Annotated in this window: 21 protein-coding genes and 1 pseudogene; 16 read left to right on the plus strand and 6 right to left on the minus strand. The window is 60.4% G+C overall.

Annotated features, from left to right (window positions below):
* The first annotated feature begins 27 nt into the window (after positions 1-27).
* Together J8I87_RS29845 and J8I87_RS29850 are read left to right on the plus strand one after the other, a co-directional pair.
* Complete coding sequence (locus tag J8I87_RS29845) at positions 28-1,191, plus strand: AI-2E family transporter (RefSeq protein WP_209935755.1); 1,164 nt, start codon at positions 28-30, stop codon at positions 1,189-1,191.
* 435 nt (positions 1,192-1,626) lie between these two features.
* Positions 1,627-2,307, plus strand: coding sequence for a hypothetical protein (locus J8I87_RS29850; protein ID WP_209935756.1), 681 nt, complete (start codon positions 1,627-1,629; stop codon positions 2,305-2,307).
* Positions 2,308-2,624: 317 nt separating this feature from the next.
* Here the strand turns inward: J8I87_RS29850 and J8I87_RS29855 are convergent, their stop codons facing one another.
* Together J8I87_RS29855 and J8I87_RS29860 are read right to left on the minus strand one after the other, a co-directional pair.
* Positions 2,625-3,899, minus strand: a complete 1,275-nt coding sequence (locus J8I87_RS29855; protein ID WP_209935757.1) for a haloacid dehalogenase-like hydrolase — start codon at positions 3,897-3,899, stop codon at positions 2,625-2,627.
* 842 nt (positions 3,900-4,741) lie between these two features.
* Positions 4,742-5,689, minus strand: a complete 948-nt coding sequence (locus J8I87_RS29860) for a GlxA family transcriptional regulator (protein ID WP_209935759.1) — start codon at positions 5,687-5,689, stop codon at positions 4,742-4,744.
* A gap of 119 nt (positions 5,690-5,808) precedes the next feature.
* On the opposite strand from J8I87_RS29860, the gene J8I87_RS29865 reads away from it, so the two are divergent.
* The 5 genes and pseudogenes from J8I87_RS29865 to J8I87_RS29885 all read left to right on the plus strand — a co-directional run.
* Positions 5,809-6,609: an SDR family NAD(P)-dependent oxidoreductase gene (locus tag J8I87_RS29865; RefSeq protein ID WP_209935760.1), complete on the plus strand. Its 801-nt coding sequence runs from the start codon at positions 5,809-5,811 to the stop codon at positions 6,607-6,609.
* Between the two features lie 80 nt (positions 6,610-6,689).
* Positions 6,690-8,033 (plus strand): epoxide hydrolase family protein, encoded by a 1,344-nt coding sequence (locus J8I87_RS29870; protein WP_209935761.1) that lies wholly within the window; start codon positions 6,690-6,692, stop codon positions 8,031-8,033.
* A complete protein-coding gene (locus tag J8I87_RS29875; protein WP_313066749.1) occupies positions 8,030-8,677 on the plus strand; it encodes an OsmC family protein in 648 nt (215 codons plus the stop codon). Before J8I87_RS29870 ends, J8I87_RS29875 begins: the two co-directional genes overlap by 4 nt.
* Positions 8,678-8,858: 181 nt before the next feature.
* Positions 8,859-9,578: a hypothetical protein gene (locus tag J8I87_RS29880; RefSeq protein ID WP_209935762.1), complete on the plus strand. Its 720-nt coding sequence runs from the start codon at positions 8,859-8,861 to the stop codon at positions 9,576-9,578.
* Between the two features lie 375 nt (positions 9,579-9,953).
* Positions 9,954-10,259 (plus strand): annotated as a pseudogene (locus J8I87_RS29885) (PRC-barrel domain-containing protein); the annotation flags it as partial.
* A gap of 134 nt (positions 10,260-10,393) precedes the next feature.
* On the opposite strand, the gene J8I87_RS29890 reads toward J8I87_RS29885, so the two are convergent.
* From J8I87_RS29890 to J8I87_RS29900, 3 genes are all read right to left on the minus strand, one after another.
* Positions 10,394-10,669, minus strand: coding sequence for an HD domain-containing protein (locus J8I87_RS29890; protein ID WP_313066752.1), 276 nt, complete (start codon positions 10,667-10,669; stop codon positions 10,394-10,396).
* Between the two features lie 63 nt (positions 10,670-10,732).
* Positions 10,733-11,194 carry a MarR family winged helix-turn-helix transcriptional regulator gene (locus J8I87_RS29895; protein WP_209935763.1) on the minus strand — a complete coding sequence of 154 codons (462 nt, stop codon included), beginning with the start codon at positions 11,192-11,194 and terminating at the stop codon, positions 10,733-10,735.
* A gap of 124 nt (positions 11,195-11,318) precedes the next feature.
* On the minus strand, positions 11,319-12,200 hold the full coding sequence (locus tag J8I87_RS29900) for an NmrA family NAD(P)-binding protein (RefSeq protein WP_209935799.1): 882 nt from the start codon (positions 12,198-12,200) through the stop codon (positions 11,319-11,321).
* An 827-nt stretch (positions 12,201-13,027) separates the two neighbouring features.
* Between J8I87_RS29900 and J8I87_RS29905 the strand changes: the two genes are divergently transcribed.
* Together J8I87_RS29905 and J8I87_RS29910 are read left to right on the plus strand one after the other, a co-directional pair.
* Positions 13,028-14,410 carry an MFS transporter gene (locus J8I87_RS29905; RefSeq protein WP_245254257.1) on the plus strand — a complete coding sequence of 461 codons (1,383 nt, stop codon included), beginning with the start codon at positions 13,028-13,030 and terminating at the stop codon, positions 14,408-14,410.
* 84 nt (positions 14,411-14,494) lie between these two features.
* Positions 14,495-15,631: a porin gene (locus J8I87_RS29910; RefSeq protein ID WP_209935764.1), complete on the plus strand. Its 1,137-nt coding sequence runs from the start codon at positions 14,495-14,497 to the stop codon at positions 15,629-15,631.
* Between the two features lie 111 nt (positions 15,632-15,742).
* Here J8I87_RS29910 and J8I87_RS29915 read toward each other — a convergent pair whose 3' ends face one another.
* Positions 15,743-16,429: a Crp/Fnr family transcriptional regulator gene (locus J8I87_RS29915; protein WP_209935766.1), complete on the minus strand. Its 687-nt coding sequence runs from the start codon at positions 16,427-16,429 to the stop codon at positions 15,743-15,745.
* 133 nt (positions 16,430-16,562) lie between these two features.
* On the opposite strand from J8I87_RS29915, the gene J8I87_RS29920 reads away from it, so the two are divergent.
* The 7 genes from J8I87_RS29920 to J8I87_RS29950 all read left to right on the plus strand — a co-directional run bounded on the left by J8I87_RS29920 (position 16,563) and on the right by J8I87_RS29950 (position 24,297).
* Positions 16,563-17,138 carry an HD domain-containing protein gene (locus tag J8I87_RS29920; protein WP_209935767.1) on the plus strand — a complete coding sequence of 192 codons (576 nt, stop codon included), beginning with the start codon at positions 16,563-16,565 and terminating at the stop codon, positions 17,136-17,138.
* A gap of 30 nt (positions 17,139-17,168) precedes the next feature.
* Positions 17,169-17,924, plus strand: a complete 756-nt coding sequence (locus J8I87_RS29925; RefSeq protein ID WP_209935768.1) for a class II aldolase/adducin family protein — start codon at positions 17,169-17,171, stop codon at positions 17,922-17,924.
* A gap of 56 nt (positions 17,925-17,980) precedes the next feature.
* The gene (locus J8I87_RS29930) at positions 17,981-18,844 is read left to right on the plus strand and encodes an SDR family NAD(P)-dependent oxidoreductase (RefSeq protein ID WP_280923113.1); all 864 of its coding nucleotides are present in this window, start codon (positions 17,981-17,983) and stop codon (positions 18,842-18,844) included.
* Between the two features lie 220 nt (positions 18,845-19,064).
* Complete coding sequence (locus tag J8I87_RS29935) at positions 19,065-20,810, plus strand: alpha-keto acid decarboxylase family protein (RefSeq protein WP_245254265.1); 1,746 nt, start codon at positions 19,065-19,067, stop codon at positions 20,808-20,810.
* Complete coding sequence (locus J8I87_RS29940) at positions 20,807-22,723, plus strand: acyl-CoA synthetase (RefSeq protein WP_209935771.1); 1,917 nt, start codon at positions 20,807-20,809, stop codon at positions 22,721-22,723. Before J8I87_RS29935 ends, J8I87_RS29940 begins: the two co-directional genes overlap by 4 nt.
* On the plus strand, positions 22,720-23,565 hold the full coding sequence (locus tag J8I87_RS29945) for a class II aldolase/adducin family protein (RefSeq protein ID WP_209935773.1): 846 nt from the start codon (positions 22,720-22,722) through the stop codon (positions 23,563-23,565). Before J8I87_RS29940 ends, J8I87_RS29945 begins: the two co-directional genes overlap by 4 nt.
* 21 nt (positions 23,566-23,586) lie before the next feature.
* The gene (locus J8I87_RS29950; protein ID WP_313066784.1) at positions 23,587-24,297 is read left to right on the plus strand and encodes a haloacid dehalogenase type II; all 711 of its coding nucleotides are present in this window, start codon (positions 23,587-23,589) and stop codon (positions 24,295-24,297) included.
* The last annotated feature ends 128 nt before the right edge of the window (positions 24,298-24,425 follow it).

The raw sequence follows: 24,425 nt of genomic DNA on the forward strand, positions 1-24,425 counted from the left end.
CCGCGGCAAGCTGCGAGGAGGCATGTGATGATGCTCACGCCGATTCCCCAACGCCCGTATCCCCGAGAGCTGCTCGACGTCCTGATCCGCGCGGGGCTTATAGCGGTTCTCGCCGTCTTCTGCTTTCGGATCTTCGTCCCGTTCCTCGATCTCATGGTCTGGGCGCTGATTCTCGCGATCACGTTGTATCCGCTTCAGGTCACACTCCGGGGCCCGCTTGCCGGCAAGGATGGCCTCATCGCCACGCTGATCATCCTCGTCGCATTCGCCGTCGTTCTCGTGCCGACCTATCTGCTCGGCGTCGCGGTGGCCAATTCAATAGAGCGCGCGATGGCCATTTTCAGGAGCGGCAGCTTCCACATTCCGCCGCCTGCCGAGTCAGTGGCCGCATGGCCAATAGTGGGTCAACGCGTGTATGACTTCTGGGCGCAGGCCGCAACCGATATCACTGGGCTCGCGCAACGGTTCGCCCCCCAGGTCAAGGAAGGCGGTCTCGCAGTGCTCGGCACGGTCACGGGCCTGGGAGCCGCTCTGGTCGTGTTCTTCATCGCGCTGGTCGTCGCGGGAATTTTCATGGCTTATGGCGAGAAGGGTTATCACAGCGCGGTGCAGATTGCTTCGCGCATCTTCGGACCTGAAAACGGCCGGCAGATCGCCGATCTTTGCACGGCCACCATCCGGGCTGTGGCCCAGGGCGTGGTCGGGATCGCGTTCATCCAGATGCTGCTGATCGGCATCGGGTTCGTCGTGATGGGTATTCCCGGTGCGGGCCTGCTTGCGCTCGCCGTGCTGCTGATCGGCATCATGCAGTTACCCGCGACATTGATCACTGTTCCCGTAATCGTCTATGTGATCGTTACGGAGGGCGTGAGCACGACGACGATCATTTTCTCGGTCTATGTTTTTGTCGCGGGACTCGCTGATAACGTGCTCAAGCCTCTCCTGCTTGGACGTGGTGTCGCCGTACCGATGCCCGTGGTGCTGATCGGGGCGCTTGGGGGCATGGTCACGGGCGGCGTGATAGGCCTCTTTATCGGTCCCGTGATGCTTGCTGTGGCTTACCAGCTATTCTGGCGGTGGGTGAAAGAGCAGCCGGAACGAGCCGCGCGTGTCCAGGAGGACCAACAGCAACTCAGGCAGCAACGGCAACCCGGACCGCGACATGTACAGCAGCGCCACCGGCACCCTTGAAGCTGAGGGGACGCCGTGTCGCCGCCTTCCATTCGCCCCTACGGGATGGCCGTAGTGCTCGGGGCAACCTGCTGCCTGAGTGGGTCGTGCGTGGAGCGCGGACTGACTTTCATCCGCAGGGCGCGCGGTGAATCAGTTGAAAAATTAGACCGCCGAGAACAAGCGAAAAGTCACGGATAGACGACAGCAACAAATGACCTCCCAAAGGTCGCAGCGATACTGGCTGCGCAATCCGTTGGAACGGGCATGCGTTGCGTTCCAGGGAGACAGAAAGCGCGTATAAGCCTTGACCGGTTTAACCGGGACTAAGAATGTCCGGCATTGATCCAGGCCATGGCATCAGCATGCAAGCAGCGAAGACTGACTGATATCGCGGTGACAAATCGCAGCGTCGGGGTAAGCACGGTCGCGTTGTCTATCTTGAGTGGAGGCCATATGAGCACCGTCACCCCGGCCGGGCATGTTGAACCGGAACAGCGTGAACCGATTCTGAATACCGTTGACCGCGTCTGCGAACTGTGTTTTGGTCTGTTCATGGCTCTGACGTTCATCGGCGCCGTCAAGGCAGTCACCGCTGGCGAAGACGCTGGATACAAGATGTTCCTCGCCGCCCTCGGGTGCAATCTCGCCTGGGGCCTCGCCGACGCAGTGATGTATCTCGTACGCACGCTTGCCGATCGAGGTCAGCGCCTGAAGCTCGTACTGACTGTGCGGCGGGAGGAAGACCAGGCGGTTGCCGTGCGTGCGCTGCGCGACGCATTGCCTGAGACGCTGGAACCACTTGTCGAAGACGCTGACCTCGAGCGGATTCGTGCGCGCCTGGCGACCTTATCGACGCTGCCATCTCGAGCGAATTTCGTGCGTGACGACTTCATCGGCGCGTCGGGCATCTTTCTGCTTGTTGTCCTGGGAACCTTCCCGGTCGCGGTGCCGTTTCTGGTCATCAAGGATCTTACGATGGCACTCATCGCCTCGCGCGCGCTCACACTCGTGATGCTTTTCACCGCGGGCCTAGCATTGGGACGCTATTCCGGCGCGGGGGCGATGAAAGCAGGCTTCGCAATGATCGCGCTTGGCGTTGTGCTGACGATGGCAATCATTGCGCTGGGCGGGTGATCGAGGCCTGAAGCTTGATTCGGACGCGCGTGATAGCGATATCGAATATCCAGCAGATATCGCGTGTGGCCATTCGATAAGTAAGTCGCGCGTCTCCGTTCAGCACGGAAATCACACCACTTCCCAAACGCCAGCGTGTTGTGGTCAGCGTCATGCTCAGCTCGGATGCCTCTGCAGTACAACTATCCGTCAATCAGGGAACACCATCAGGCTAGACTGACGACTTCCACCCCCAAGCTGTTGCGCATGTTCGGCGCACCAAGAAAAACCCGCCTCACGGCGGGTTTCTCCTCAATACCAAAGCAGACTGCCGCGAATCACGCCAGCAGCTTCCGCTCCGTCTTCCCGTACTTCACCGACTTCTCATCCGGAATCATCAGCCCGGTGTGCTCGTCCCGCCCCTGCAGAATGAAACGCGCGTTCGGGTTGCCGAGCTGCTCGGCCGCGAGCTTGCTATCCGCGCCGATCTCGCCCTTCTTCATCCGGTTCACGATCACGCCGACCGCAGTGTCCTTAAAGTCGCGCAGCATCCACGCGTCGCCGTCGCTGTCGCCGAACACGAGCAGCGGGCCATAGCCCTTCTTCGACTCCAGTTCGCCGCGAATGCCCACGGTCTTGCCCGGACCGTAGTTGAAGTGCCAGCCGTTCTTGTAGTCGCTCGTGTATTTGCCGTCCTTCATCTCCAAACGCATGCCGATCACGTTTTCCGGCGGCACGCCGTAGCCGTAGTTCGGATGGCCGGCAAACACGCGCACGACATCGTCGAGCGACGCGGTGCTCACGTACACGTCGATCCCGTTCGCACGCAGCGTATGCATCACCGCGCGAATTTCCTCGTGAATGCGGATGCCGTGGAAATGCTTGTCCGACACGACGCCAGCCTTGCCCGGCAGCGTATTCGGGCTTTGATACGCGACCTTGCGCAGCGCATCGCCGATCCCGTGGTCGTTCGACGCCGCCGCCATCGCCTGCATCTCGACAGGCGTCATGTTCTTGTAGAAGTAGATGATCCACTTGTATCCGACTTCCAGCGGATGCGTATCGCAGATCGCGTCGTACATGAAGTACAGCTTCGCGCGGAAATCCTTGAACTGGTCGGTTTCCTGGATCGCTTCGAGGCTCTTGTCGCCGGCGAGGCCCTTGTAGTTCGCATACAGCCAGCGGTAGTCGGATTCGACGTCGGCGGCGAGATCCTCCATCGTCACCGGTTTGCCTTCCGCCGTCGTGTAGTCCTTCATGAACGGGCCCTTAGGCACGTCCTTCCACATCACCTGAACGAATTCATCCGGCGTCATCTTGTACTGCAGATGATTGATCTGGTACATCAGCAACGCTTCTTCGCAGTCGTTCATGATGCACGTGTTGTCCCAATCGAACACCGCGTACGGACGACGATTCGGGTTGTATTGCTTGCTTTTCACGCCGTGCTGGTCGAGCACCGACTGCAGGCGCGCCGCGTTCAGCGGCGACCAGCGGCCCGGGTCGAGCGAGTCGGCCGTCGGCTTCCCGGCTTCGGCCGCACCTGCTTTGGTGACGAGCGAACCGGCCGCAGTGGCGACGGCAAGGGTGTTCAGAAACTGGCGGCGTTGCATGGCCTCTCTCCGTTGATTTGGCGACCCTGATTCCGCTTGGGTTGCGCTCGGCCGCTGCGCACAACGGCCGGCGTTCGTTCTCACGCCCACGCCGCCGGACGAGGCGTTAGAGCCTCGGGGCGACAGCGCATGACCCTGTGAAAATATGACGGAAATATGACAACGACCCGCCGCCTTGCGACGGCAAGCTGTCCAGGAACGACATGCGGAGGGATACGCCGCCAGCTAACGCCTCTTTCCCGCAGTGCCTAACACGCTCTTCCATGTGGCTCGGCCCGATGTGCAAGAGATTCACCAATTACCTGCACAACGGTCGAACTGCCCGCACCGTCGCCGCGTTCTCAGTACGCGCTTGGCCCGGCTGGCTATTTCGTTGCCGATCGCGTGAGACGAGTTAAAGGAGATAAATAGCGGGAGGTCAACCTTGAGGATGGCCCCCCTGGCCGAATAGTCCCGCCAGCACAGTCAGCCGTCCAATGGCGGTTGTGCACCCGGACTATGACACTACGCGCTTTATGCGCTCACCAGCAGCAACGGGTTGGGCTGCGTCAGTCCGCTCTTCAAACTGATCGCTGGAAAGCGGCCAGTGGAATTGAGCTCCCCGGAAGCGGCCAGTCGGCAGTGCGTACTCCCGACCCGTTACTGTGCTTGGAGAAACGTCAGCGAACGTCTCACGGCCGCCCAATCGCAGCCGCTCAAAGTCAACGACTAAACGTCCTGTAGATAGCCCACGGAAGTTTAGATATTCGAGCGACGATGCGACACTCACTACGCCCTTGGATGCCGAAGAACAGAAAGACAGCCTCATCAATCCGGAGGCGAGCAGCATATACGACATCGCTTCATGCTGGACCCCGCGCTTCGCGCCGTACCGCCTGCGGCGGCAGGCCAAAGCCACGCACAAAGGCTTCGCGCATATGGCGTCGATCGCGAAAGCCGGTCTCTCTCGCGATCACGTCCAGCGGATGCCGGCTTTGCTCAATCATCAGCCGCGCAGCCTCCAGGCGCAGCCCCTCGATGGCCCTGGCGGGTGACTGCCCTGTCTCCAGCGTGAATACGCGGCTGAACTGACGCGGGCTCAGGTTGACCTTCTGGGCCAATTCGTCGACGGTCAGCGGCCGACTCAAGTTTTTGCGCGCGTAGTTCAACGCGTTCTGGATACGGTCCGACTTCGGCGCGAGCTCGAGTATTTCGGAGTGCTGAGACTGTCCTCCCAAACGGTGTTGATGCATCACCAGTTTGTGCGCGACCGAACGCGCCACGTCCGCGCCCAGGTCCCTTTCCACCATCGCCAGCGCGAGATCGAGCCCAGCGGTCATCCCCGCAGACGTCCACATCGGACCGTCGACGATATAGATGCGGTCGGCCTCCACGCGGATGTCAGGAAAGCGCTTCTGCATCTCTTGCGCGAACGCCCAGTGAGTCGTGGCACGCCGCTTCGAGAGCAAGCCTGCTTCCGCGGCGATGAATCCACCGGTGCAGATCGCGGCGATTCGCCGCGCCCGGCTGCTGGCCTTGCGCAAGAAGGCGATCACCTCGGCGGACGGGGGCGACGCGATCGGGTCCCTGACGCCTACGACGATCCACGTGTCGATCGCGCTACGCGTGGCGAATGAATGCGCTCCGACCGCGATACCCATCGACGAGTACACATCCCCGCCCCCCACCGAGAAATTTTCCACTTTATAGAAGGCTTCACCCGCCACCACGTTGGCGAATTCGAAGACGGCCTGGGTCGCGAGCGCCATCACCTGAAAACCGTCGCTCAGCAGGTAACCAATGCGGTGCATGTCCGTTCTCCGTCGAAGGCATGGCATAAAAAACGACCATATTCGTCATTTGCGTCACCGTCACGGCAAACCATAATCCACTCACGCTATTCGGCAACCTCCAAACAAGGAGTGACATCATGACGCAAACACATCACGGGACAGCGCTTATCACCGGCGCATCCTCGGGTATCGGTGCGGTATACGCGGACCGCCTCGCCCGCCGCGGATATGACCTTATCCTCGTCGCACGCAATCGCGAGCGTCTCGTTAGCCTCGCCAATCGCATCACGACCGAAACGCGCCGGAACGTCGAGATTATGGACGCGGATCTCAGCGACAAGGATGGGCTGGCTGTCGTCGAATCAAAGCTCAGGCAAGACGCCACCATCACGCTGCTGGTCAACAACGCGGGCGTCGGCACGCACACGCCGCTGCTCGGCAGCAACGTCGATGCGATGTCGCGGATGATCGACCTGAACGTCTCCGCTCTGACGCGCCTAACATACGCCGCCGTGCCCGGCCTTGTCTCACGTGGCAAGGGCGCCGTCATCAATATCTCTTCAATCGTCGCCATCGCACCGGAGATCCTCAACGGCGTGTACGGCGGCAGCAAGGCTTTCGTGCTTGCTTTCAGCCAGTCTCTCCATCATGAACTGGCCGACAAGGGCGTCCAGGTCCAGGCAGTCTTGCCCGGCGCCACGGCCACCGAGTTTTGGCAGACGGGCGGCCTTCCTCTGGAGAATCTCGACAAGGCGATTGTCATGTCCGCCGACGACATGGTCGACGCGGCCTTGACCGGCTTCGACCGCCGCGAACTCGTCACTATCCCGTCGCTGCATGCCGTGGAGAAGTGGGAAGCCTATGAAGCCGCGCGCGGCGCAATGTCCACGCTTCTGTCTAGCAACATACCCGCGCCGCGCTATACCGCCGCGCAGTGAACGTGTGCCTTCGATAGTGCTAACGGAACGCATAACCCTGCGCGCGCCTCAGACTCGCGCGCTCTTGTTCGGAAATGATCATGTTTATTGTATCGCCAGCGCCGGCCCGGCGCAGCTCATTTGCATCGGCGACGGCTGCCCTTGGCATTGTCCTGAGCGCTGCCTTTAGTTACGCCCATGCTGCTCCAGTTGCCGATCAGCCTTCCGCGACACGGCGTGCGACCGCTGAAGACGACTCAATCCGTCCGTTCCCCAAAATCCATGTGCCGCAGCGAGCCCTTGACGACCTTCGTCGGCGGATCGCTGCCACCCAATGGCCCGAGAAGGAGACCGTCACAGATACTTCGCAGGGCGTGCCGCTCGCGACCATGAAAAGGCTCGCCCATTATTGGGCGACGGACTACGACTGGCGGAAGGCGGAAGCAAAGCTGAACGCGCTTCCCCAGTTCGAGACGACGATCGACGGCGTGAAAATCCACTTTATCCATGTGCGCTCGAAGAATCCCCACGCGCTTCCATTGATCATCAACCATGGCTGGCCCGGCTCTGTGCTCGAACAGACCAAGCTCATCGGTTTGCTGACGGATCCCGTCGCGTATGGTGGCAAGGCCGAGGACGCGTTCGACGTTGTGATTCCGTCGATGCCGGGGTACGGTTTCTCCGGCAAGCCGACCGGCACCGGTTGGGGTCCCGAGCACATGGCGCGCGCGTGGGCCGAGCTGATGCGCCGTCTCGGATACCAGCGCTACGTTGCCCAAGGCGGCGACTGGGGCGCGTTCGTTGTCGACCAGATGGGCTTGCAAGCTCCTGCGGGACTGCTCGGGATACACACCAACATGCCAGCGACTGTGCCGGCCGAGGTCGACAAGGCGCTCCAGATCGGCGCTCCCGCACCCGCCGCACTGTCGGCGGACGAGGAGCGTGCCTACGAGCAGTTAGCCCGGACGTTCAAGCAAGTGGATTACGCACGGATCATGGGTTCGCGTCCGCAGACGCTTTACGGCATTGCCGATTCACCCGTGGGACTTGCCGCGTGGCTGCTCGACCATAACGATGCCGATGGCCAGCCGGCCGCGGCTGTCGCTTCGGCCTTGGACCGCGCCACGAGCGCCACAGGTGAACTGACGCGCGACGAAATCCTGGACAACATCACCTTGTACTGGCTGACCAACACGGGCGTATCCGCGTCTCGTCTTTACTGGGAATACAAGGGTGGCTTCTTCAACGCCAAAGGCGTCAAGATCCCGGTGGCCGTGAGCGTGTTCCCCGGCGAGCAGTATCAGGCGCCGCGAAGCTGGACGGAGAAGGCCTACCCGAACCTCGTCTACTACCATCAGGCCGAGAAAGGCGGCCACTTCGCTGCGTGGGAGCAGCCAACGATCTTTGCTCAGGAACTGAGGGCGGCATTCAGGACGCTGCGTTGACCGACTTTCGCATCGCGCCACATCAGGCCGCAGCAAGGATATGTGCTCCGACAGAGTCGGCCTTCATGCGCTCGCGCAATACATTGTTCTCCTTAAACGCGTTCCTGGCGGGCAGCGATGTGATTGCCACCAGCGCAATACCCAATGCGCCAATCAATAAGTTGTTCGAACTGAACCCAAACATTGAGGAAACTGTTGTGACCAAGCTGGAAAAAGTCGTTTACTCGGGTAAGACCCATACCACTGTCAACCGCGACCCAAGTGCCCAGCGTGGCGACTACGGCGTCGTCGACATCAGGCTGTCCGCGCCTGGTGGTGACACCCATGAGATCGTCGCTGCCGAACCACACCCGACCGCTGAGCAGTTGTTTGCAGGCGCGTGGTCGGCCTGTTACATCACCGCGCTGGGGCTTGTGGCTGCGCAGAAGAAGGTGGTGCTACCGTCCGACTATTCCGTCGACATCCAGATCGATCTGGGCCAGACGGGGCCGGGCTGGTTCTTCAATGCGCGGTTCACTATCCACATGCCTGGCTTGGCACAGGACATCGCCGAAGCCATCGCGAACTCGGCGCATCAGCTTTGCCCATACTCGAGGGCGGTGCACGAAACCATCGATCTTGAGCAAACCATCATTACGTCGTGATGTGCTGCCGGCCGGTTGACCGGTCCAGCGTTCGCCGCACCGGCCAGCGGTGACGGCGAACGCCAGCCCGACTACCGAGGGGGCTCACGCTCTCGCCTGCAACATTGGTCGCTGGGCGGCGGTTCGCCGTTTTCGCCGGCGGCCTGCCGATCAATGTCATGCCGACCAACGGAGCCGTGTTATGAATGATCTTCTGAAGCAAGTGCTTGCTGCTCATGGCGGCCTTGACCGCTGGAATGCCTTCACGACGGTAAGCGCCAGAATCGTTTCCGGAGGTGAGTTCTGGGCGACCAAGGGTATTGCCACGGATGCTAACCCGCGCAGTCTTACTACTAAGACACAGGAAGAGTTGGCGACCATCACCCCCTATGGAGCCCCTGAGTTTGTCATGACGTTCGTTCCGGACCGCGTTGTGATCAGGAACAGCCAGGGAGAGACCATCGCGGGGCGCGACAATCCCAGGTCAGAGTTTGACGGGCACGGCGTGGACACACCCTGGGACCCACTACACCGGGCCTATTTCAGTGGCTATGCTCTGTGGACCTATCTGTCGACGCCATTCGTGCTTGCCATGCCAGGGGTTGCCGTACAAGAGGTCGCCCCTTGGGACGAGTACGGTGAAATCTGGCGGGTTCTGCGTGCGAAGTTCCCCCCGGCTATCGCCACCCACAGTGCCGTTCAGGATTTCTACTTTGGGCCTGATTTCCTGCTGCGCCGCCACGACTATGAGCTAGAAGTGTCTGGTGGCTTGGCGGTGGCTCAGTATGTGCATGACTTCGTCGCAATGCAGGGCATCCGCTTTCCGAGTCGCAGGCGGGCCCACCCACGTGGCGCTGACATGCGACCGGATCGCAGTCACACCTTGGTCTGGATTGATCTGTCCGATTTCGAGTTGCGCTAAGCCAACAGCTATGCGTAGCCGTTGAAAGGCGAGACATCGCTGGTAAATCCTGCCGGAACGCGAAAGGAATCAACGACCTCCATATTCATCCGGCCGAGCCGAGGACGTTCCGCGTGGGCGTCGTATGGAGTTTCTGAGCGTCGACGCTTCTCGATGCTTTCCGAAAGCAAGTCGAACGTCATGAGTTGGCCAGCAAGCAGTCATTGCGAAGATGGCTAACCCTGCGATCTGCTCGCCGAAGAATTCGACTCCCGCCGTCCCGGCCTTTCAGCTGGCATTGGGACATTGCCCGCGGTAGCGAAGGGACATTGGCGGGCGTCGCCCCCAGGGGCGAAGTACATGCCAGAAACCGAATCTAACCATCGAGTGAACGATATGGCTTTGCACAAAGCAGTCTTGGTAGCAGTGGCACTTGCAGCATGTATCGATGCGCACGCACAGATCGCCGGCACACAGCCTTTGAGCGTGACTATCGAGCAGTCCCAGGCGCTTCTGCAGGGATGGAGCGTCAAGAAGAGCGTGCTGGGCAAATCGGTCTACAACGACCAGAACGAAAAAATCGGCGCAGTCAAAGATCTGATCGTGGCCCCGGACGGCTCCGTGTCGGCGGCCATTGTCGCTACAGGCGGCTTCCTCGGCGTCGCCACGCATGACGTAGCGGTTCCCATCGCGGCTCTCGACCGATGTTGCTTGCGTTGAATTGCATGCCGTCGGTGAAGAATGGGTCCGCTTATGTTTTCGCCTCGGGATAATCGTGGGCATGCAGAAACCTGCTCGCAGCGTCCGCGCCATCGCATTACACCCCCACGTATTCATCATGGTTGAACCAGGTCGAGAACTGGCGACTTCGAAGCGCTTATCTGCACATGGTCCTCCGACAATCCCAGGTCGTGAAGCAGCGATGCGAGATAAACCAGCTCGCGGTCATACTTCATTTGCCGCTTCTTGCCGATAAACTCCGCGAACCACCATGTCCTGTGGACATGATTGAGGAGCGGCCTCGAATGAGCATCCGCGGCGAGCGCCGCCGCTTTCCGGGCGAGCTCGGAATCTGGTGCGACCATGCCACCGATAGTGACAGCGGATTTCATAGCCCTCCCTCGAATGACTACTTGTTTGACGAACCACGTTGTTGCCGCAATGCATCCGGAGGCTTAGTCTTGCGACGAACGCATCGACACGTCGCCGATCAGCACCCCTCTCAACCCTTCTCGCAACGCCGTAACATTGTCCACACCGTTCAGTTGCTCGAACTCCCGTTGCGCTTCCTGCCACAGAGGGGATGCTCTTTCGTGCAGGCGCCGTCCCTCCTCGGTGAGTTCGACAAGGCGGCTTCGGCCGTCGGTGGGCGAGGGCTTGATCGTGACGAAACCGTCGCGCTCCAGGAAGCCAACCATTTTCCCCATCGCCGTTCGTTCGATATCGAGCCGTTCGGCAAGGGCGTTGACAGGGGTACTTCCCACTTCGTGCAGGGCGGCCAGGGTGAGGAATTGCGTGATGCGCAGACCCGAGGGCTCGAGATGGCTATCGTAGAGTCGGGAGATCTGCCTGCTCGCCTTCCTCACGGCGAAGCAGTTGCATTGATCGATTCCGAGCGGCTGGTTAACGGGCAACATCTGTTGCACTCCTGATTTCGGTTAATTGCGCGAACGTTACGCGCGCGTCGTGCGAAAGTAACGGGTGACGCTCAGGTTGGATGGGTGACATTTTCAAGCCTCTCGATTCGTTTCAAGGACGTGTTCACACGAATGCGGCCCGATACTTCGCGACGAACTGCTGGACCGACAGCGGCGGCCTTCCGGTGATCTTCTCGACGGCGTCGTTGGTGCCCGAGAAGATGCCGTCGCGGTAGTTCTGCGCGACTTCGACCAGATGCTGCGTGAGGAACGGCGGAAACTTGTAAAGGGTTTCCATCTTGATTCGGAATTCCTCGATGGAAGTCGGCGCGTATTCGATCCGGGCGCCAAGAACCTCGCTCATCGCGGCTGCGATCTCGACGTGGTTCATCTCGACTGGGCCGTGGAGCGTGTAGGTCTTGCCCTCGTGGCCTTCGGGGTTGGCGAGGATGTGGGCGATCACGCGTCCCTGATCGTCGCTGGCGATGGGCGCGTGACGGCCGTTGTCAAACGGAAATTCGATCTTCTTCGTGGCCCATATCTCCCGCGCAAAATGTGGATAGACGAGCCAATCGGCAAAGAAGGTCGGGCGCAAATGCGTAGTCGCGACACCCGACCAATCGAAGACCTGCTCGGAGACCCAGTGATCCTGTGCCGCGTGGCTCATCGACTCCCGGCGCGCGGAAATCTGCGACATGTTGACGATCGCCGTGACGCCCGCTTCCTTTGCTGCCTGCGCGAAATAGGCCGCGGCCCCGATGATTCCCGGCGCGATCGGATGAAGGAAATACGCCGATCGGATGCCTTCCATTGCTGCCCGAATGCCGTCGATGTCGGTGAAGTCCCCGACCGCGACATCGACACCGCGCTGCCTCAGGACTGCCGCCCGATCATCATCTGTGCGCACATAGGCCCGCACGCGTTTACGCATCTTGAGCAGTTCGTCAATGGCAATACCTCCGGTGCGGCCGGTTGCACCGCTCACAAGAATCTCAGGCTCGTTCATGCTTCGCTCCAGTTCGAAAGTAAGAGCATATGCTCTCTTGAGGCAAATATTAGGAGCATATGCTCGTATGGTCAAGTTTTTTTGATTGGCGCCCCGGATAACATCACGCTCGGTTCGGCTGACGGCATTTCTCGTGAGCATCGACGGGATGCTGCGTAGGTGTCCCCGCAATTGAAAGCGCCACAGGCGTCGATATCGTCCTTGCTTACCTGGATGGCGGAATTTTCAGTGTCCGCTCACCTTGAGAAGAGACGGGGCCGTGCGAATCGACGAAGTGATTTCCTGTGATGTGGCTAGGGCGCTGGAGATCATCGGTAACGGCCCCGAGTATTCGATCTGCCCGCAGATTCGTACCAGCTGCAAACCGCAAATTGCCGTTCGCGCTGGTCATCGCTAGCAATTCACTGACCGACGATGCGACTGATCAGCTAGATGTGTAAGGGCCGCTACTATCTCTGGAGCCGACATTTGAGTGTCCATCCGCGGGCGAAATTCGCTGATCAGCGACAAGTTCACGGGGAGATATCACTCTCGCCGGTTCTCCACAGCTTTTTCAACAGAAAATGTGGATAACACCAAGGCATGATCAGACGTTAAGAGGTGATCTTTCAGACACGCGGCCGCTTCACAGTTCTCGCAGCACGGCCGCGCTCTTTTTTGCCCCGCGTTATCCCCAGGATTGGAACGAACTTTACTTTTGCAAATACTCCGCTTGTTTAACATCGTCGCGTCCATCGAGAACGGCGCAGCGAAAGCTGTGTCGAGCGCTTAGCGGATCGCGCACGTGCGCGGTTCGAACAACGGCATGCGGAGACCCATCAATGACAATGCCTTCGGGAACGGATTCGGACGCCCTGCACGCAATCGGCGGAGGCGTCTCACTGCGCGACGGCTGCGCGGCCGCCGTCAGGGACAGGAATAGCGATGCGATATGGCGCAGGATCACGCTGCGGCTCATGCCGCTGCTGTTTATTTCCTTCGTATTCAACTATATCGACCGCATCAACATCGGCTACGCGCAACTTCAAATGAAGCCGCAACTCGGCTTCACGGATGCGGTGTATGGCATCGGGGCCAGCATGTTCTATGTCGGCTATCTCCTGTTCGAGATACCTAGCAATCTCGCGATGCAGAAGATCGGCGCCCGCAAGACGCTCCTGCGAATCATGTTTCTTTGGGGGCTGGCATCCGCATCGACCATGTTCATCAGGACACCATTTGAATTCTATGCAGTTCGCTTTCTCCTTGGTGTCTTCGAGGCGGGGTTCTTTCCGGGCGTCGTGCTTTACCTGACTTTCTGGTACCCGCCTGAACGACGCGCCCGAATCGTCGCCATTCTCATGTCGGCTGGCGTCGCGGCCGGTATCGTCGCCGGGCCGTTATCGGGGTCGATCATCCAGAATCTCGATGGGCTTTGCGGCCTGAAGGGATGGCAATGGATGTATGTACTGCAGGGTTTGCCTTGCTGCCTGCTAGGGTTCCTCGCCTACTTCTACTTGAGTGACCGGCCTGAACAGGCAAGGTGGCTTGGTAAAGACGAGCGCGAACTGATTGCGTCGCAGGTCGGACAAGCACACCCACAAGTTCACGCGTCCGCATTGAGAGGGCTACACGCAGCCTGGCGACTTCCCTCGCTCTTTGTCCTCGCCTACCTCTATTTCGCACTCTGCTGCGGTGTCTACATGATGAGCTTCTGGCTGCCCGCGATGATTCAAGGATGGCGAGTTTTGAGTGTTCAGGCGATCGGCTTTTATTCCGTCATTCCCTATTCGATCGGGATGCTGGTCATGTTCTGGTTGGCACGCCGGTCAGATGCGCGGGACGGACACCGTAAGAACTTTGCCGTTTGTCTTTGCGTGGCTGCGTTCGGACTTGCCGCAACGACCTGCACGTCGGACAACTTCTGGATCTCGATGGCGCTCGTTTCGGCTGGGATGGCGGGACTCATATCGGCGTTGCCGCTTTTCTGGGCGCTAGCGACGAACATGCTGCCGAAAGAAGCAGCGCCAGTCGGCATTGCCACCATCACAACCGTATCGGGGCTCGCGGGCGCGTTATGCCCGTCCGCAATCGGTCTGGTCAAAACGCTGACGGGAAGCACTGCTATTGGCGTGTATCTCGTCGCCGCCCTGCTTGTCTCGGCTGGCATTGTCACATGGCAGCAGCGCTTGCTCTCGGCTCGCGCGTCGCGACGCTCCGTTCAGCAGTGAACGGTGAACTAACCAGTTCCTGGTTTGGGAAGAAAAGAAACTCACCGCGCTAATGAGGCGTGGCAACAATCACAAGGGAGACACATGGAATTGACGGCAAAGGCACTATGCGGCGCGACGTTGCTGCTCACGGTCGGAAGTGCGGCCGCGCAGTCGAGTGTCACGATGTACGGTGTGCTCGATACATTCGTGCAATACCTGAACAATGGCGGGACTGCTTCCTATTCGGAAAGAAGCGGCGGCTCGACAGGTTCGCTGCTCGGACTAAGGGGGAAAGAAGATCTCGGCGGAGGGCTTCAGGCAAAGTTCGACATTGAAACAGGCTACAACCTCAACAACGGCTCCCTGTTCGCCGACACGACAACGTTGTTCTATCGTCAGGCCTGGGTCGGACTGTTCGACGAGAAATATGGCTCGCTGACGTTCGGACGGCAGTATCAGCCCACTTTCACGGTCGCCTATAACGCCGATCCGTTTGCACTGAACGAGGTCCTGTCACCGCTTTCGGCATCCGTGCTGGCCGTCGACCGGAACACACTCGCGACCCAGGCCATCACCGGGCGCACCAGCAATGCCATGCTGTATCAGTCGCCGAACATGGATGGCGTACGGCTCTACGCGATGTACGCGTTCAGTGCGACGGTAACGCAACCCGTGCCGGCCACGACGGGGAATGTTCTCGACGTGGCGGTCACCTACACGGGATTCGGCCTGTACGCGGGTTTTGCCTATCAGTTCCAGCACCCCGGAACGGAGACGATCACTGTGGGTCCATTCACTTCGATGAACCTCGTCGCAAGCGAACACTACACGGGCGCCCTCGCCTACCGGTTCGGCATCGCGAACATCCAGCTCGTCTATACATACGCGCGGCCGAAAGATCCGCAGGCGGGCTCAGCAGCGGCACTCGTCGGGGCGGCACATCCCTTGAGTGTTGCCGGAGTCGGTGCGACGATCCAGGCAACGTCAGCGGACGTTATCGAAATCGAGTGCTTCGAACGCAACGTGCGCGGGGCTCACGACAACACGCCCGGCATCGAACTCGGTTACGACCACTTGCTGTCAAAACGTACCAGCCTGTACCTGCGAGCTGGCTATATAAAGAACAACGGAAGCGCCGCGACGAGCTGGCCCGGAATACGGGTCGTCACATCCACGGGCGCGACTAATTTTGGTGCGTCCCAGACGCTGGTCGCCGCGGGTGTCACACATCGCTTCTGATGCGCCGCTCGCGCGTTGGAAAAGGCATCGCATCGCTGCTGAAATGCGCGGCGTCGTGAGCGTTCGCCTCACACGCTCGCGACGCTCTGACGCAGTCGGAGTTGTATCGAACTAATCGTCGAATGATCTGAGTATGTCCATCGAGATAATTTCGACATGCCCGTAGCGCAGCGCAATCGCACCCTGAGCAGCCATCTCCTTGAGTTCGAGCGCGAGCGTTTGACGTGAGATGCCAAGCATCGTCGCCAGTGTGTCGTGCGAAACCCGGATGTCCGATCGATTTTCCGGCGCCAGCGTAGCGTCGCCACGAGCGAGGCGCATGAGACGACGCGCAATCCTCGTGCGCGTGGAATGCAATGTCGCGTCCTCGATCATCTGATAGAGAAGGCCCGTATGCTGACAGACCAACGTGGCGATTGCCTTCGCAAACACGGCGCGGTCCATGGACGCGTTGAACGCCTCAAGCGGAAACTTTAGGACTTGCGCGGGTTCGAGCGCCAGGACGTCGTGAGCATAGGGCCACCCCGTAACAGCAGACATTTGCGCGAACCAGTTGCCCGGTTCAAGGATGGCCAGAATAGCTTCCTTTCCGTCGCTTCGGACGTTCGACGCTTTCAGACGCCCTTCGACGATGCCGTAAAAGCCATCCGGCGCGTCGCCGCGCCGAAACAGCCGCTCGCCCATGTCGACGCGGACCAGCGTGCTATTGACGACCAGATTCTGTTGTTCCGCCAGCGGCAGCGAAGCAAACCACGCATTGCCGGACAACTTCTCAACGAGGGAGGTGCTGAATTCCATGGTGGGGCCGCATCGAAAATTGCTTGGAAAAGCCTGGGAATGCCTGAGATCTTACAGACTGGCGGGCATGCGCGATCGTAGCATGTGATCAAACCGCCTGGTTTGGCGGTGCAATGAGAATGGAGACAGCACAGTGAATGCGAGAGCCACGTTCCACGACATGAAGGAGAGTTCCCGTGAGGACTGGGAACGGATAAGCGCGGAATTTCCAGCCTTTGCGCGCGCGTTGCCAGATCGCGTGATCGCGCATCTGAAGCTGCTGGAGGGCGACTACGGCGGCTTTCCCGTCGACCGTTACACACATAGCCTGCAGACCGCCACGCGCGCGTTGCGCGACGGACGCGACGAAGAGTACGTCGTGGTCGCACTGCTTCACGACATCGGAGATACGCTCGGTGCGTTCAACCATCCCGACATCGCAGCGGCCATCCTGAAGCCGTTCGTGAGCGAGGCCAATCTGTGGATGGTCCAGAACCACGGGATCTTTCAGGGCCACTACTTCTTCCACCACCTCGGCATGGACCGGGACATGCGCGAGAAATTCCGGGGGCACCCGCACTACGACCGGACCGCCGAGTTCTGCGAACTGTACGACGCGCCGGCTTTCGATCCGCGCGCGCAAACGCTCCCCATCAGCGAGTTCGAACCCATGCTCCGGCGGTTGATGGCGCGCCCGCGCACGAGCATCTACACCGACTCGGCATCCTGATCCCGCCTACCCTCACCCATCGATACCTTCATGAATATTCCCTCCATCAAAGACGACGTCAGCGCGGAAGAATGGGCGCTGCGTTGCGATCTTGCCGCCTGCTACCGGTTGATTTCCCAATACGGCTGGACCGACCTCGTGTTCACGCACATCAGCGCGCGGCTGCCAGGACCGCAACATCATTTTCTGATCAACCCCTATGGTCTGCTGTTCGACGAGGTCACGGCCTCGTCGCTTGTGCTCGTCGATGGCGAGGGCCACAAAGTGCGTGACTCGCAATTTGACGTCAATCGCGCGGGCTTCGTCATTCACAGCGCGATTCATGCCGCACGCAGCGACGTGCAATGCGTGATCCACACCCATACGCGCGCCGGCGTTGCCGTGAGTGCGCAAAAACGCGGGATCCTGCCGATTTCCCAGCAATCGACATTCGTGCTCGGGTCTTTGGGATATCACGCGTATGAAGGGGTTGCGCTGCACGACGAAGAAAAGCCGCGACTTCAGGCGGATCTTGGTAATTCCACGTTCCTGATGCTTCGGAACCACGGCCTGCTGACGGTCGGCGCTACCGTCCCGGACGCATTTCTCGCCATGTATGTCTTCGAGCAAACCTGCCAGATACAGCTGGCGGCGCAGACGGGAGAAGAGCTGGAATTCATCGATTCCGCAATCCTTTCAGGCGCTCAGGAATCCGCGCGGGCCCAGACCAAAGGACTGGGTGGCCAGTTCGTCTGGCCCGCGTTGCTGCGAAAACTGGATCGCATCGACGATAGCTACCGGAGCTAGGGCAATCAGGAACGCGCCAGCAGTGATACGAATAGAGACGCAGAGAGGAAGATGCAATGTCATTTGAAGGAAAAGTCATATGGGTGACGGGCGCTTCGTCGGGCATTGGAGAAGCGTTGTCTCGCGAATTGCTGGATCGCGGCGCCTACGTCATCTTGTCGGGCAGGCAAACGGACGCGCTTGAGCGCGTCGCGGCAGACGCGCCGCAACGCGCGCTCGTCCTCCCGTTCGAGGCCACGAACTGGGATGCGCTGCCAGACATCGTCGACAAAGCGTGGAAGTGGCGTGGCGCGATCGACCTACTCGTCAACAATGCGGGCATCAGTCAGCGTAGTCTCGCAATCGACACCCAGTTGCCGGTCTACCGCACGCTGATGGAAGTCGATTATCTGGCGCCCGTCGCGCTCACCCAGCTTGTCCTTCCCCGCATGATCGCGCGAGGCGTCGGGCATATCGCGGCTGTCAGCTCAGTGGCAGGGAAAGTGGGCGTTCCGCTCAGGACAGGCTACTGCGGCGCCAAGCATGCCGTGGTCGGATACTTTTCCGCCCTGCGCGCGGAAATCGAAGCCGCATACGGCATTGCGGTCACGGTGATCCTGCCCGGTTCCGTGAAAACGCCGATTGCCATTAACGCCATAGAGGGCAACGGTGAGCGGCGCGGGCGCTCGGACCCGAACATCGAGCGTGGAATCGATGCGAACGTTGCTGCCCGCACCATCCTTGACGGAATCGCAGAGCTAAGAAGGGAAGTGGTTGTGGCAGACGGGATCGAGGCCATCGCATTGCAACTCTTGCGGGACCATCCCGAGAAGCTGTACGAGGTGACGGGTCAGGAAGGCGCCCGCCTCGCCAGCATGCGCAACGACGCAGGCTCCGGCACCTCGCTCGACCCGGACCATAGCGGGCTCATCCAGCCTTGATGTCCTGTGATGGCCGCTGCGGCAGTTTCCCGTCGTAGCTCGCCGTCCCCTCTTCCTCGACCATGCGCACGATGCGCGTGGACTCGATTACGCAGGCTCAATGACGCAGAAGTCAACGATATTGGCGCGCTGCATCCGGGCCAACAGGCAAGTGGAATTGAACGCGATTCGCGCTCATCCGCTGCTTGCCCTTTCACTGTGGAGATCTCTAATTATGCGCATGCAGATCGGGACTTTTCTCGCCCGAAGGCTCGTGGAGACAGGTGTACGTCACCTCTTTGGCGTGCCGGGCGATTTCAACCTGTCGTTCCTCGAACAGATTCAGGAGGCCGATGGCATCGAATTCGTCGGCAACTGCAACGAGCTGAATGCCGCGTACGCGGCCGACGGCTACGCCCGTACCTCGGGCCTCGCCGCGTTCGTCACGACCTTCGGCGTTGGCGATCTCGGTGCGATCGGCGGTATCGCGGGCGCCTATGCGGAGAACGTGCCCATCGTGCACATCACCGGCGCGCCGCCGCTACATGCCGTGAATAGCGGTGCACTGGTCCATCACACGCTCGTCGACGGCGATTACGACAACATCGGCCGCTGCATGGCCGAGTTCACCGTTGCGCAGGCGCGCATCACGCCCGCCAACGCGGCATTCGAAATCGACCGGGTGCTGCGCTCGTGCTGGCTCGAACGGCGGCCGGTCCATTTGCAACTGCCTTCGGACGTCACGCATATCGTCATCGACGTTCCGGATTCGCCGCTTGTGCTGGCCGACCCGTCGAGCGATCCTGAGCAACTGCGCATCGCGGCGCTGCGCATTGTCGAAGCGCTGGACGCCGCGAGCGCTCCCGTGCTCGTCGTCGATGCAGATGCTGACCGCTTCGGCGTGACGGACCTCGTGCTGAAGCTCGCGGAAAAATGCGGCATACCCTGTGCGTCGCTCATGCCGGCAAAGGGCGCGCTCGACGAAACGTCCCCGCACTATATCGGCATCTACGCCGGCGCGGCGAGCGCGGGACCGGTGCGCGCTTGCGTCGAGAATGCAGATTGTGTCATCGGAGTCGGCCTGCGCTTTACCGACTCGAGCACCGGGCTGTTCTCGCAACGCATCAACCGGGAGACGTTCATCGATCTGCGTCGGCATGACCTGAGCATCGGTGCGCTGCAAATGCCGGGCGTCATGCTGCGGGATGTGCTCGCCAAGGTCGTGGAAAACGCGAAACCGGTCGCCCGCGCTGCGGCAATCGATTCGCCCGTTGCCGCGTACAGCGTCGAACCTGCTCCATCACGCGCCGACGAAGCCTTGACGCACGCAACGCTATGGCCGCGCGTGTGCCGTTTCCTGAAACCCGGTGACGTGATCGTCGGCGAGGCCGGCACTGCGCATGCAGCGCTGGTTTCGATGAGTCTACCTGCAGCCGCCAGCTACATCGCGGCGCCGACCTGGGGCGCCGTCGGCTACGCGCTGCCGGCGCTATTCGGTTCGCTCACGGGTGCGTCGTCGCGCCGGCATCTGCTCTTCATGGGCGACGGATCGTTCCAGCTCACCGTGCAGGAGCTGTCTTCTATCCTGCGCCGCGACCAGAAGCCCGTGATCTTTCTGTTGAACAATGGCGGCTACACGATTGAGCGGCTGATTCTGGGCGCACGATCCGCCTACAACGATGTCGACAATTGGCGTTATGCGGAGTTGCCACGCGTATTCGACCGGCGCGACAACGCACTATCGCTCGTTGTAAAGACGGTTGATGAACTGGAAGCCGCGCTCACGCAGGCAGAGGCCGCCGACCGGCTCGTATTCATCGAACTGAAGCTTCCGACCATGGACGCACCTGCTTTACTGAAGCAGTTCGCCGGTCGACTGGCCGACTTCGACTACGGCGAGCGCGGTCCGAGAAATCCGTCGCCGACAGTTGCGCACGTCAGCGATGCACATATCGCAGTCAACCACGCCGTGGACGAGCGAGCATGAACGGCATCGCAAACCGGAACGACGTACTCACGCTCGAAGCGCAAGGGCTGCCTGCAGACCTCCCGGCCAGCACGTACGAGATGATCTGCCGCGGCGCCGCCATCGATCCGTCGGCGCCCGCGCTCTCGTTTTTTCTCACCGCCGACGCATATCGCGAGGCCGAGTGCTGGAGCTATGGCGAGCTGGTCCGTGACATCACGCGCACGGCCAATCTGTTCACGAGATTGGGCACACACGCGGATTCAATTGTGGCTTACGTTCTGCCGAATCTGCCAGAAACGCAATTCGTGATTTGGGGCGGTCAGGCTGCGGGTATCGTTTGTGCGATCAATCCGCTGCTCGAAGGCGAGGCGATAGCCGAGTTGATCAACGCATCCGGCGCCGAAGTTCTCGTGACACTCGGGCCCTCCCCAGGCACAGCGTTGTGGCAGAAGGTGCAAGCCGTCCTGCACAAGATCGGGTCGTTGCGGCATCTCGTGCTCGTAAATCGGGCTGAGCGCGTCGCGTGTTCGCAGCCATCGCGCGATGACAGTGTGCGCAGCGCTATTCCGGCGCATATCGGAATACACGACTTCGCGAGCGCCATTGCGAGTGAATCGGGAACCACACTCAATCGCACTCGCCCGCCGAGCGCCGACGACTTGTCATCCTACTTCTGCACGGGCGGCACCACAGGTCTGCCCAAAATCGCCATGCGCCGCCATGGCAACGAAGTCGCCAATGCGTGGAGCGCGGGCCAGTTCTTCGGTGAAAGCATTGGTCCTGGCAAGACGCTCTTTTGTGGACTGCCGCTTTTCCATGTGAATGCCGTCATGGCGACGGGGCTATTGCCCTTCTCGAAGGGCGCCCACGTTGTGCTTGGCACGCCAAACGGCTATCGCGGCGATGACGTCGTCGAACGCTTCTGGGAGATCGTCGCGCACTATCGCATCAATTTTTTCAGCGCGGTCCCAACGCTCTATGCGTCGCTGCTCCAGATCCCCGTAGGCGTGCATGATGTGAGTTCGCTCGAGTATGGCCTTTGCGGCGCCGCCGCGCTGCCAGTCGAGGTCTTTCGCGCCTTCGAGAAGCGAACTGGCATTCGGATTCTCGAAGGTTATGGCATGACCGAGGGAACGTGCGTGAGCAGCGTCAACCCACCGTTCGGCGAACGCAGGCCCGGGTCGATCGGGCTGAGCCTCCCAGGCCAGGCGATGAAAGCGGTCGTCGTCGACGAAGCCGGTCACTATGTCCGCGACTGCGAACCCGATGAGGTCGGTGTGATCGTCAGTTCAGGGCCCAACATTTTCGTCGGGTATGCGCGTCCCGAACACGACGACGGACTCTGGCTGGAACTCGGGGACGGAAAACGCTGGCTCAACACAGGCGATCTGGGGCGTTGCGATGCCGAAGGCTATTTCTGGCTGACCGGGCGCAAGAAAGACCTGATCATTCGGGGTGGACACAATATCGATCCGGCGGCAATCGAAGAACCGCTTCATCGTCATCCTGCTGTCCAGCTTGCTGCGGCTGTCGGTCGTCCGGATGCGCATGCCGGAGAGCTTCCTGTCGTCTATGTTCAACTGAAACCGGGCGCGACCACATCCGAGGCCGATCTCGGCGAGTTCATGTACCGCGAGATCGGCGAGCGTGCGGCGATGCCAAAACAGATCAGAATCGTGGACGCAATACCGCTCACCGGTGTCGGCAAGATTTTCAAGCCGGAGCTCAAGCGCCGCGAAACGGCAGACGTCGTTCGTCTGGCGCTCGTCGAGGCAGGAATCGATGGCGCATCAGTCAAGGTAGACATGGACGGACTGCGCGGGATGTCGGTCTCCGTCGGATTGCCCGAACTCGCATACGAGCAAGCGGCGATTTCCGTACTCGGGGGTTTCCCTTTCGAAGTTGAACTCTCGATTCTGGTACAGCCATGAACGCCCCACATCCACAAGCCGCCGCGAATGACGAAATCGGCGCGAGTCTCCCTGCAAATATCGAGGCCCGCTACCGCAATCTCCCGCGCCCGCCTCAGTTCGATACGCTCGCGCAAGAGCGGCTGCACCGCAAACAACGCCTCGCAGCCGCCTTCCGGCTTTTCTCCAGGTTCGGCTTCGACGAAGGCGCAGCCGGCCACATCACTGCGCGGGACCCGGAGTTCACGGACACTTTCTGGGTCAATCCGTTCGGCGTTCACTTCAGCCAGGTGAACGTTTCTAACCTGATTCGTTGCGACCACCACGGCAATGTCGTCGAAGGCTACTATCCCGTCAATGCGGCAGCCTTTGCCATTCATTCTCGCCTGCACCAGACACGGCCTGACGCGGTCGCTGCCGCGCATTCGCACAGCACCTACGGCCGCGCATGGTCGACGCTCGGCCGCCTGCTCGACCCGATTACTCAGGACGTTTGCGCCTTTTACGGGGATCACGCCGTCTACAATGAATTTGGCGGCGTGGCAGTCGAGCTGGACGAAGGACAGCGCATCGCCAATGCACTCGGGCCGTACAAGGCGGCGATCCTCCAGAGCCACGGTTTGCTGACGGTTGGCAAGACTGTTGACGAGGCCGCATGGTGGTTCATCACGATGGAGCGCTCCTGCCAGGTTCAGTTGCTGGCGGAAGCCGCGGCGGCGCGCACGGGAGCGCCGCCGAAGACGATTGCCGATGACGCGGCACGCCAGGCGCATTCGATCGTCGGCAGCGCGCACGCGGGCTGGTTCCAGTTCCAGCTCCTCTATACCCGCATCGTCAAGGAACAACCTGACCTGCTGGACTAACCTACGCCAGGAGCATTGATTGTGATTGCTGTTCGAGCACTGCTGTTCGATACCTTTGGGACCGTTGTGGACTGGCGCGGAGGTTTGATTTCTCGCCTCGATGAGTGGGGGAAAGCTCGTGGCATCGCCGCGGACTGGCCAAATCTGGTGGATCGTTGGCGAATGGCCTATCCACCGTCGATGCAACGTGTGCGAACGGGCGAGCGAGAATGGGCCGTACTGGACGTACTGCAACGGGAATCGCTGCAACAGCTCGTCATTGAATTGGGGATCCCGGGTTTGGACGACACTGCGGCTGACGAAATGGTCCGTATGTGGCACGAGTTGCCGCCCTGGCCAGACTCCGTAGCGGGCCTGCAAAGGCTGCGCACGCGGTACGTCATCGCACCGCTATCCAACGGGCAAGTCGCGCTGCTCGTGCGGATGGCGAAAACCGCAGGGCTTCCGTGGGATGCAATATTCGGGGCAGACCTGTTCCGTCATTACAAGCCGGATCCAGAGACGTATTTTGGTGCAACGTCTTTGCTTGGCTGCGAGCCTCACGAAGTGATGCTCGTGGCCTCGCATCCATCCGATCTTGATGCAGCCGCAAAGTGCGGGCTGCGGACATGCCATGTTTCGCGGCCACTGGAATACGGGGCCGGTCGCATGGTTGAGGCGACACCAGAGCCCGGCCGCTTCGATATGACGGTCGATAGCCTCGAAGCATTGGCAAGCGCACTGGGTTGCTAGCAGGCCTGCCCCTACGTCGAAGCGCAGCAGGTCCATGCATGACGTCTAGCTGGTCAGCGCACCGCTGATTTAGTTAGACCGGCGATGCGCACGGAACGCTGTATGTCGACCCCATCCACGATTCAAGA

Source organism: Paraburkholderia sp. LEh10 (assembly GCF_017814945.1).
In the GTDB taxonomy this organism is placed as follows: domain Bacteria; phylum Pseudomonadota; class Gammaproteobacteria; order Burkholderiales; family Burkholderiaceae; genus Paraburkholderia.

What these genes read in the sequence shown, in the direction of transcription:
- J8I87_RS29845 (WP_209935755.1), top strand. Translation starts at nt 28, where the DNA reads ATGATGCTCACGCCGATTCCCCAACGCCCGTATCCCCGAGAGCTGCTC.
- J8I87_RS29850 (WP_209935756.1), top strand. Translation starts at nt 1,627, where the DNA reads ATGAGCACCGTCACCCCGGCCGGGCATGTTGAACCGGAACAGCGTGAA.
- J8I87_RS29855 (WP_209935757.1), bottom strand. Translation starts at nt 3,899, where the DNA reads ATGCAACGCCGCCAGTTTCTGAACACCCTTGCCGTCGCCACTGCGGCC.
- J8I87_RS29860 (WP_209935759.1), bottom strand. Translation starts at nt 5,689, where the DNA reads ATGCACCGCATTGGTTACCTGCTGAGCGACGGTTTTCAGGTGATGGCG.
- J8I87_RS29865 (WP_209935760.1), top strand. Translation starts at nt 5,809, where the DNA reads ATGACGCAAACACATCACGGGACAGCGCTTATCACCGGCGCATCCTCG.
- J8I87_RS29870 (WP_209935761.1), top strand. Translation starts at nt 6,690, where the DNA reads ATGTTTATTGTATCGCCAGCGCCGGCCCGGCGCAGCTCATTTGCATCG.
- J8I87_RS29880 (WP_209935762.1), top strand. Translation starts at nt 8,859, where the DNA reads ATGAATGATCTTCTGAAGCAAGTGCTTGCTGCTCATGGCGGCCTTGAC.
- J8I87_RS29890 (WP_313066752.1), bottom strand. Translation starts at nt 10,669, where the DNA reads ATGAAATCCGCTGTCACTATCGGTGGCATGGTCGCACCAGATTCCGAG.
- J8I87_RS29895 (WP_209935763.1), bottom strand. Translation starts at nt 11,194, where the DNA reads ATGTTGCCCGTTAACCAGCCGCTCGGAATCGATCAATGCAACTGCTTC.
- J8I87_RS29900 (WP_209935799.1), bottom strand. Translation starts at nt 12,200, where the DNA reads ATGAACGAGCCTGAGATTCTTGTGAGCGGTGCAACCGGCCGCACCGGA.
- J8I87_RS29905 (WP_245254257.1), top strand. Translation starts at nt 13,028, where the DNA reads ATGCCTTCGGGAACGGATTCGGACGCCCTGCACGCAATCGGCGGAGGC.
- J8I87_RS29910 (WP_209935764.1), top strand. Translation starts at nt 14,495, where the DNA reads ATGGAATTGACGGCAAAGGCACTATGCGGCGCGACGTTGCTGCTCACG.
- J8I87_RS29915 (WP_209935766.1), bottom strand. Translation starts at nt 16,429, where the DNA reads ATGGAATTCAGCACCTCCCTCGTTGAGAAGTTGTCCGGCAATGCGTGG.
- J8I87_RS29925 (WP_209935768.1), top strand. Translation starts at nt 17,169, where the DNA reads ATGAATATTCCCTCCATCAAAGACGACGTCAGCGCGGAAGAATGGGCG.
- J8I87_RS29930 (WP_280923113.1), top strand. Translation starts at nt 17,981, where the DNA reads ATGTCATTTGAAGGAAAAGTCATATGGGTGACGGGCGCTTCGTCGGGC.
- J8I87_RS29935 (WP_245254265.1), top strand. Translation starts at nt 19,065, where the DNA reads ATGCAGATCGGGACTTTTCTCGCCCGAAGGCTCGTGGAGACAGGTGTA.
- J8I87_RS29940 (WP_209935771.1), top strand. Translation starts at nt 20,807, where the DNA reads ATGAACGGCATCGCAAACCGGAACGACGTACTCACGCTCGAAGCGCAA.
- J8I87_RS29945 (WP_209935773.1), top strand. Translation starts at nt 22,720, where the DNA reads ATGAACGCCCCACATCCACAAGCCGCCGCGAATGACGAAATCGGCGCG.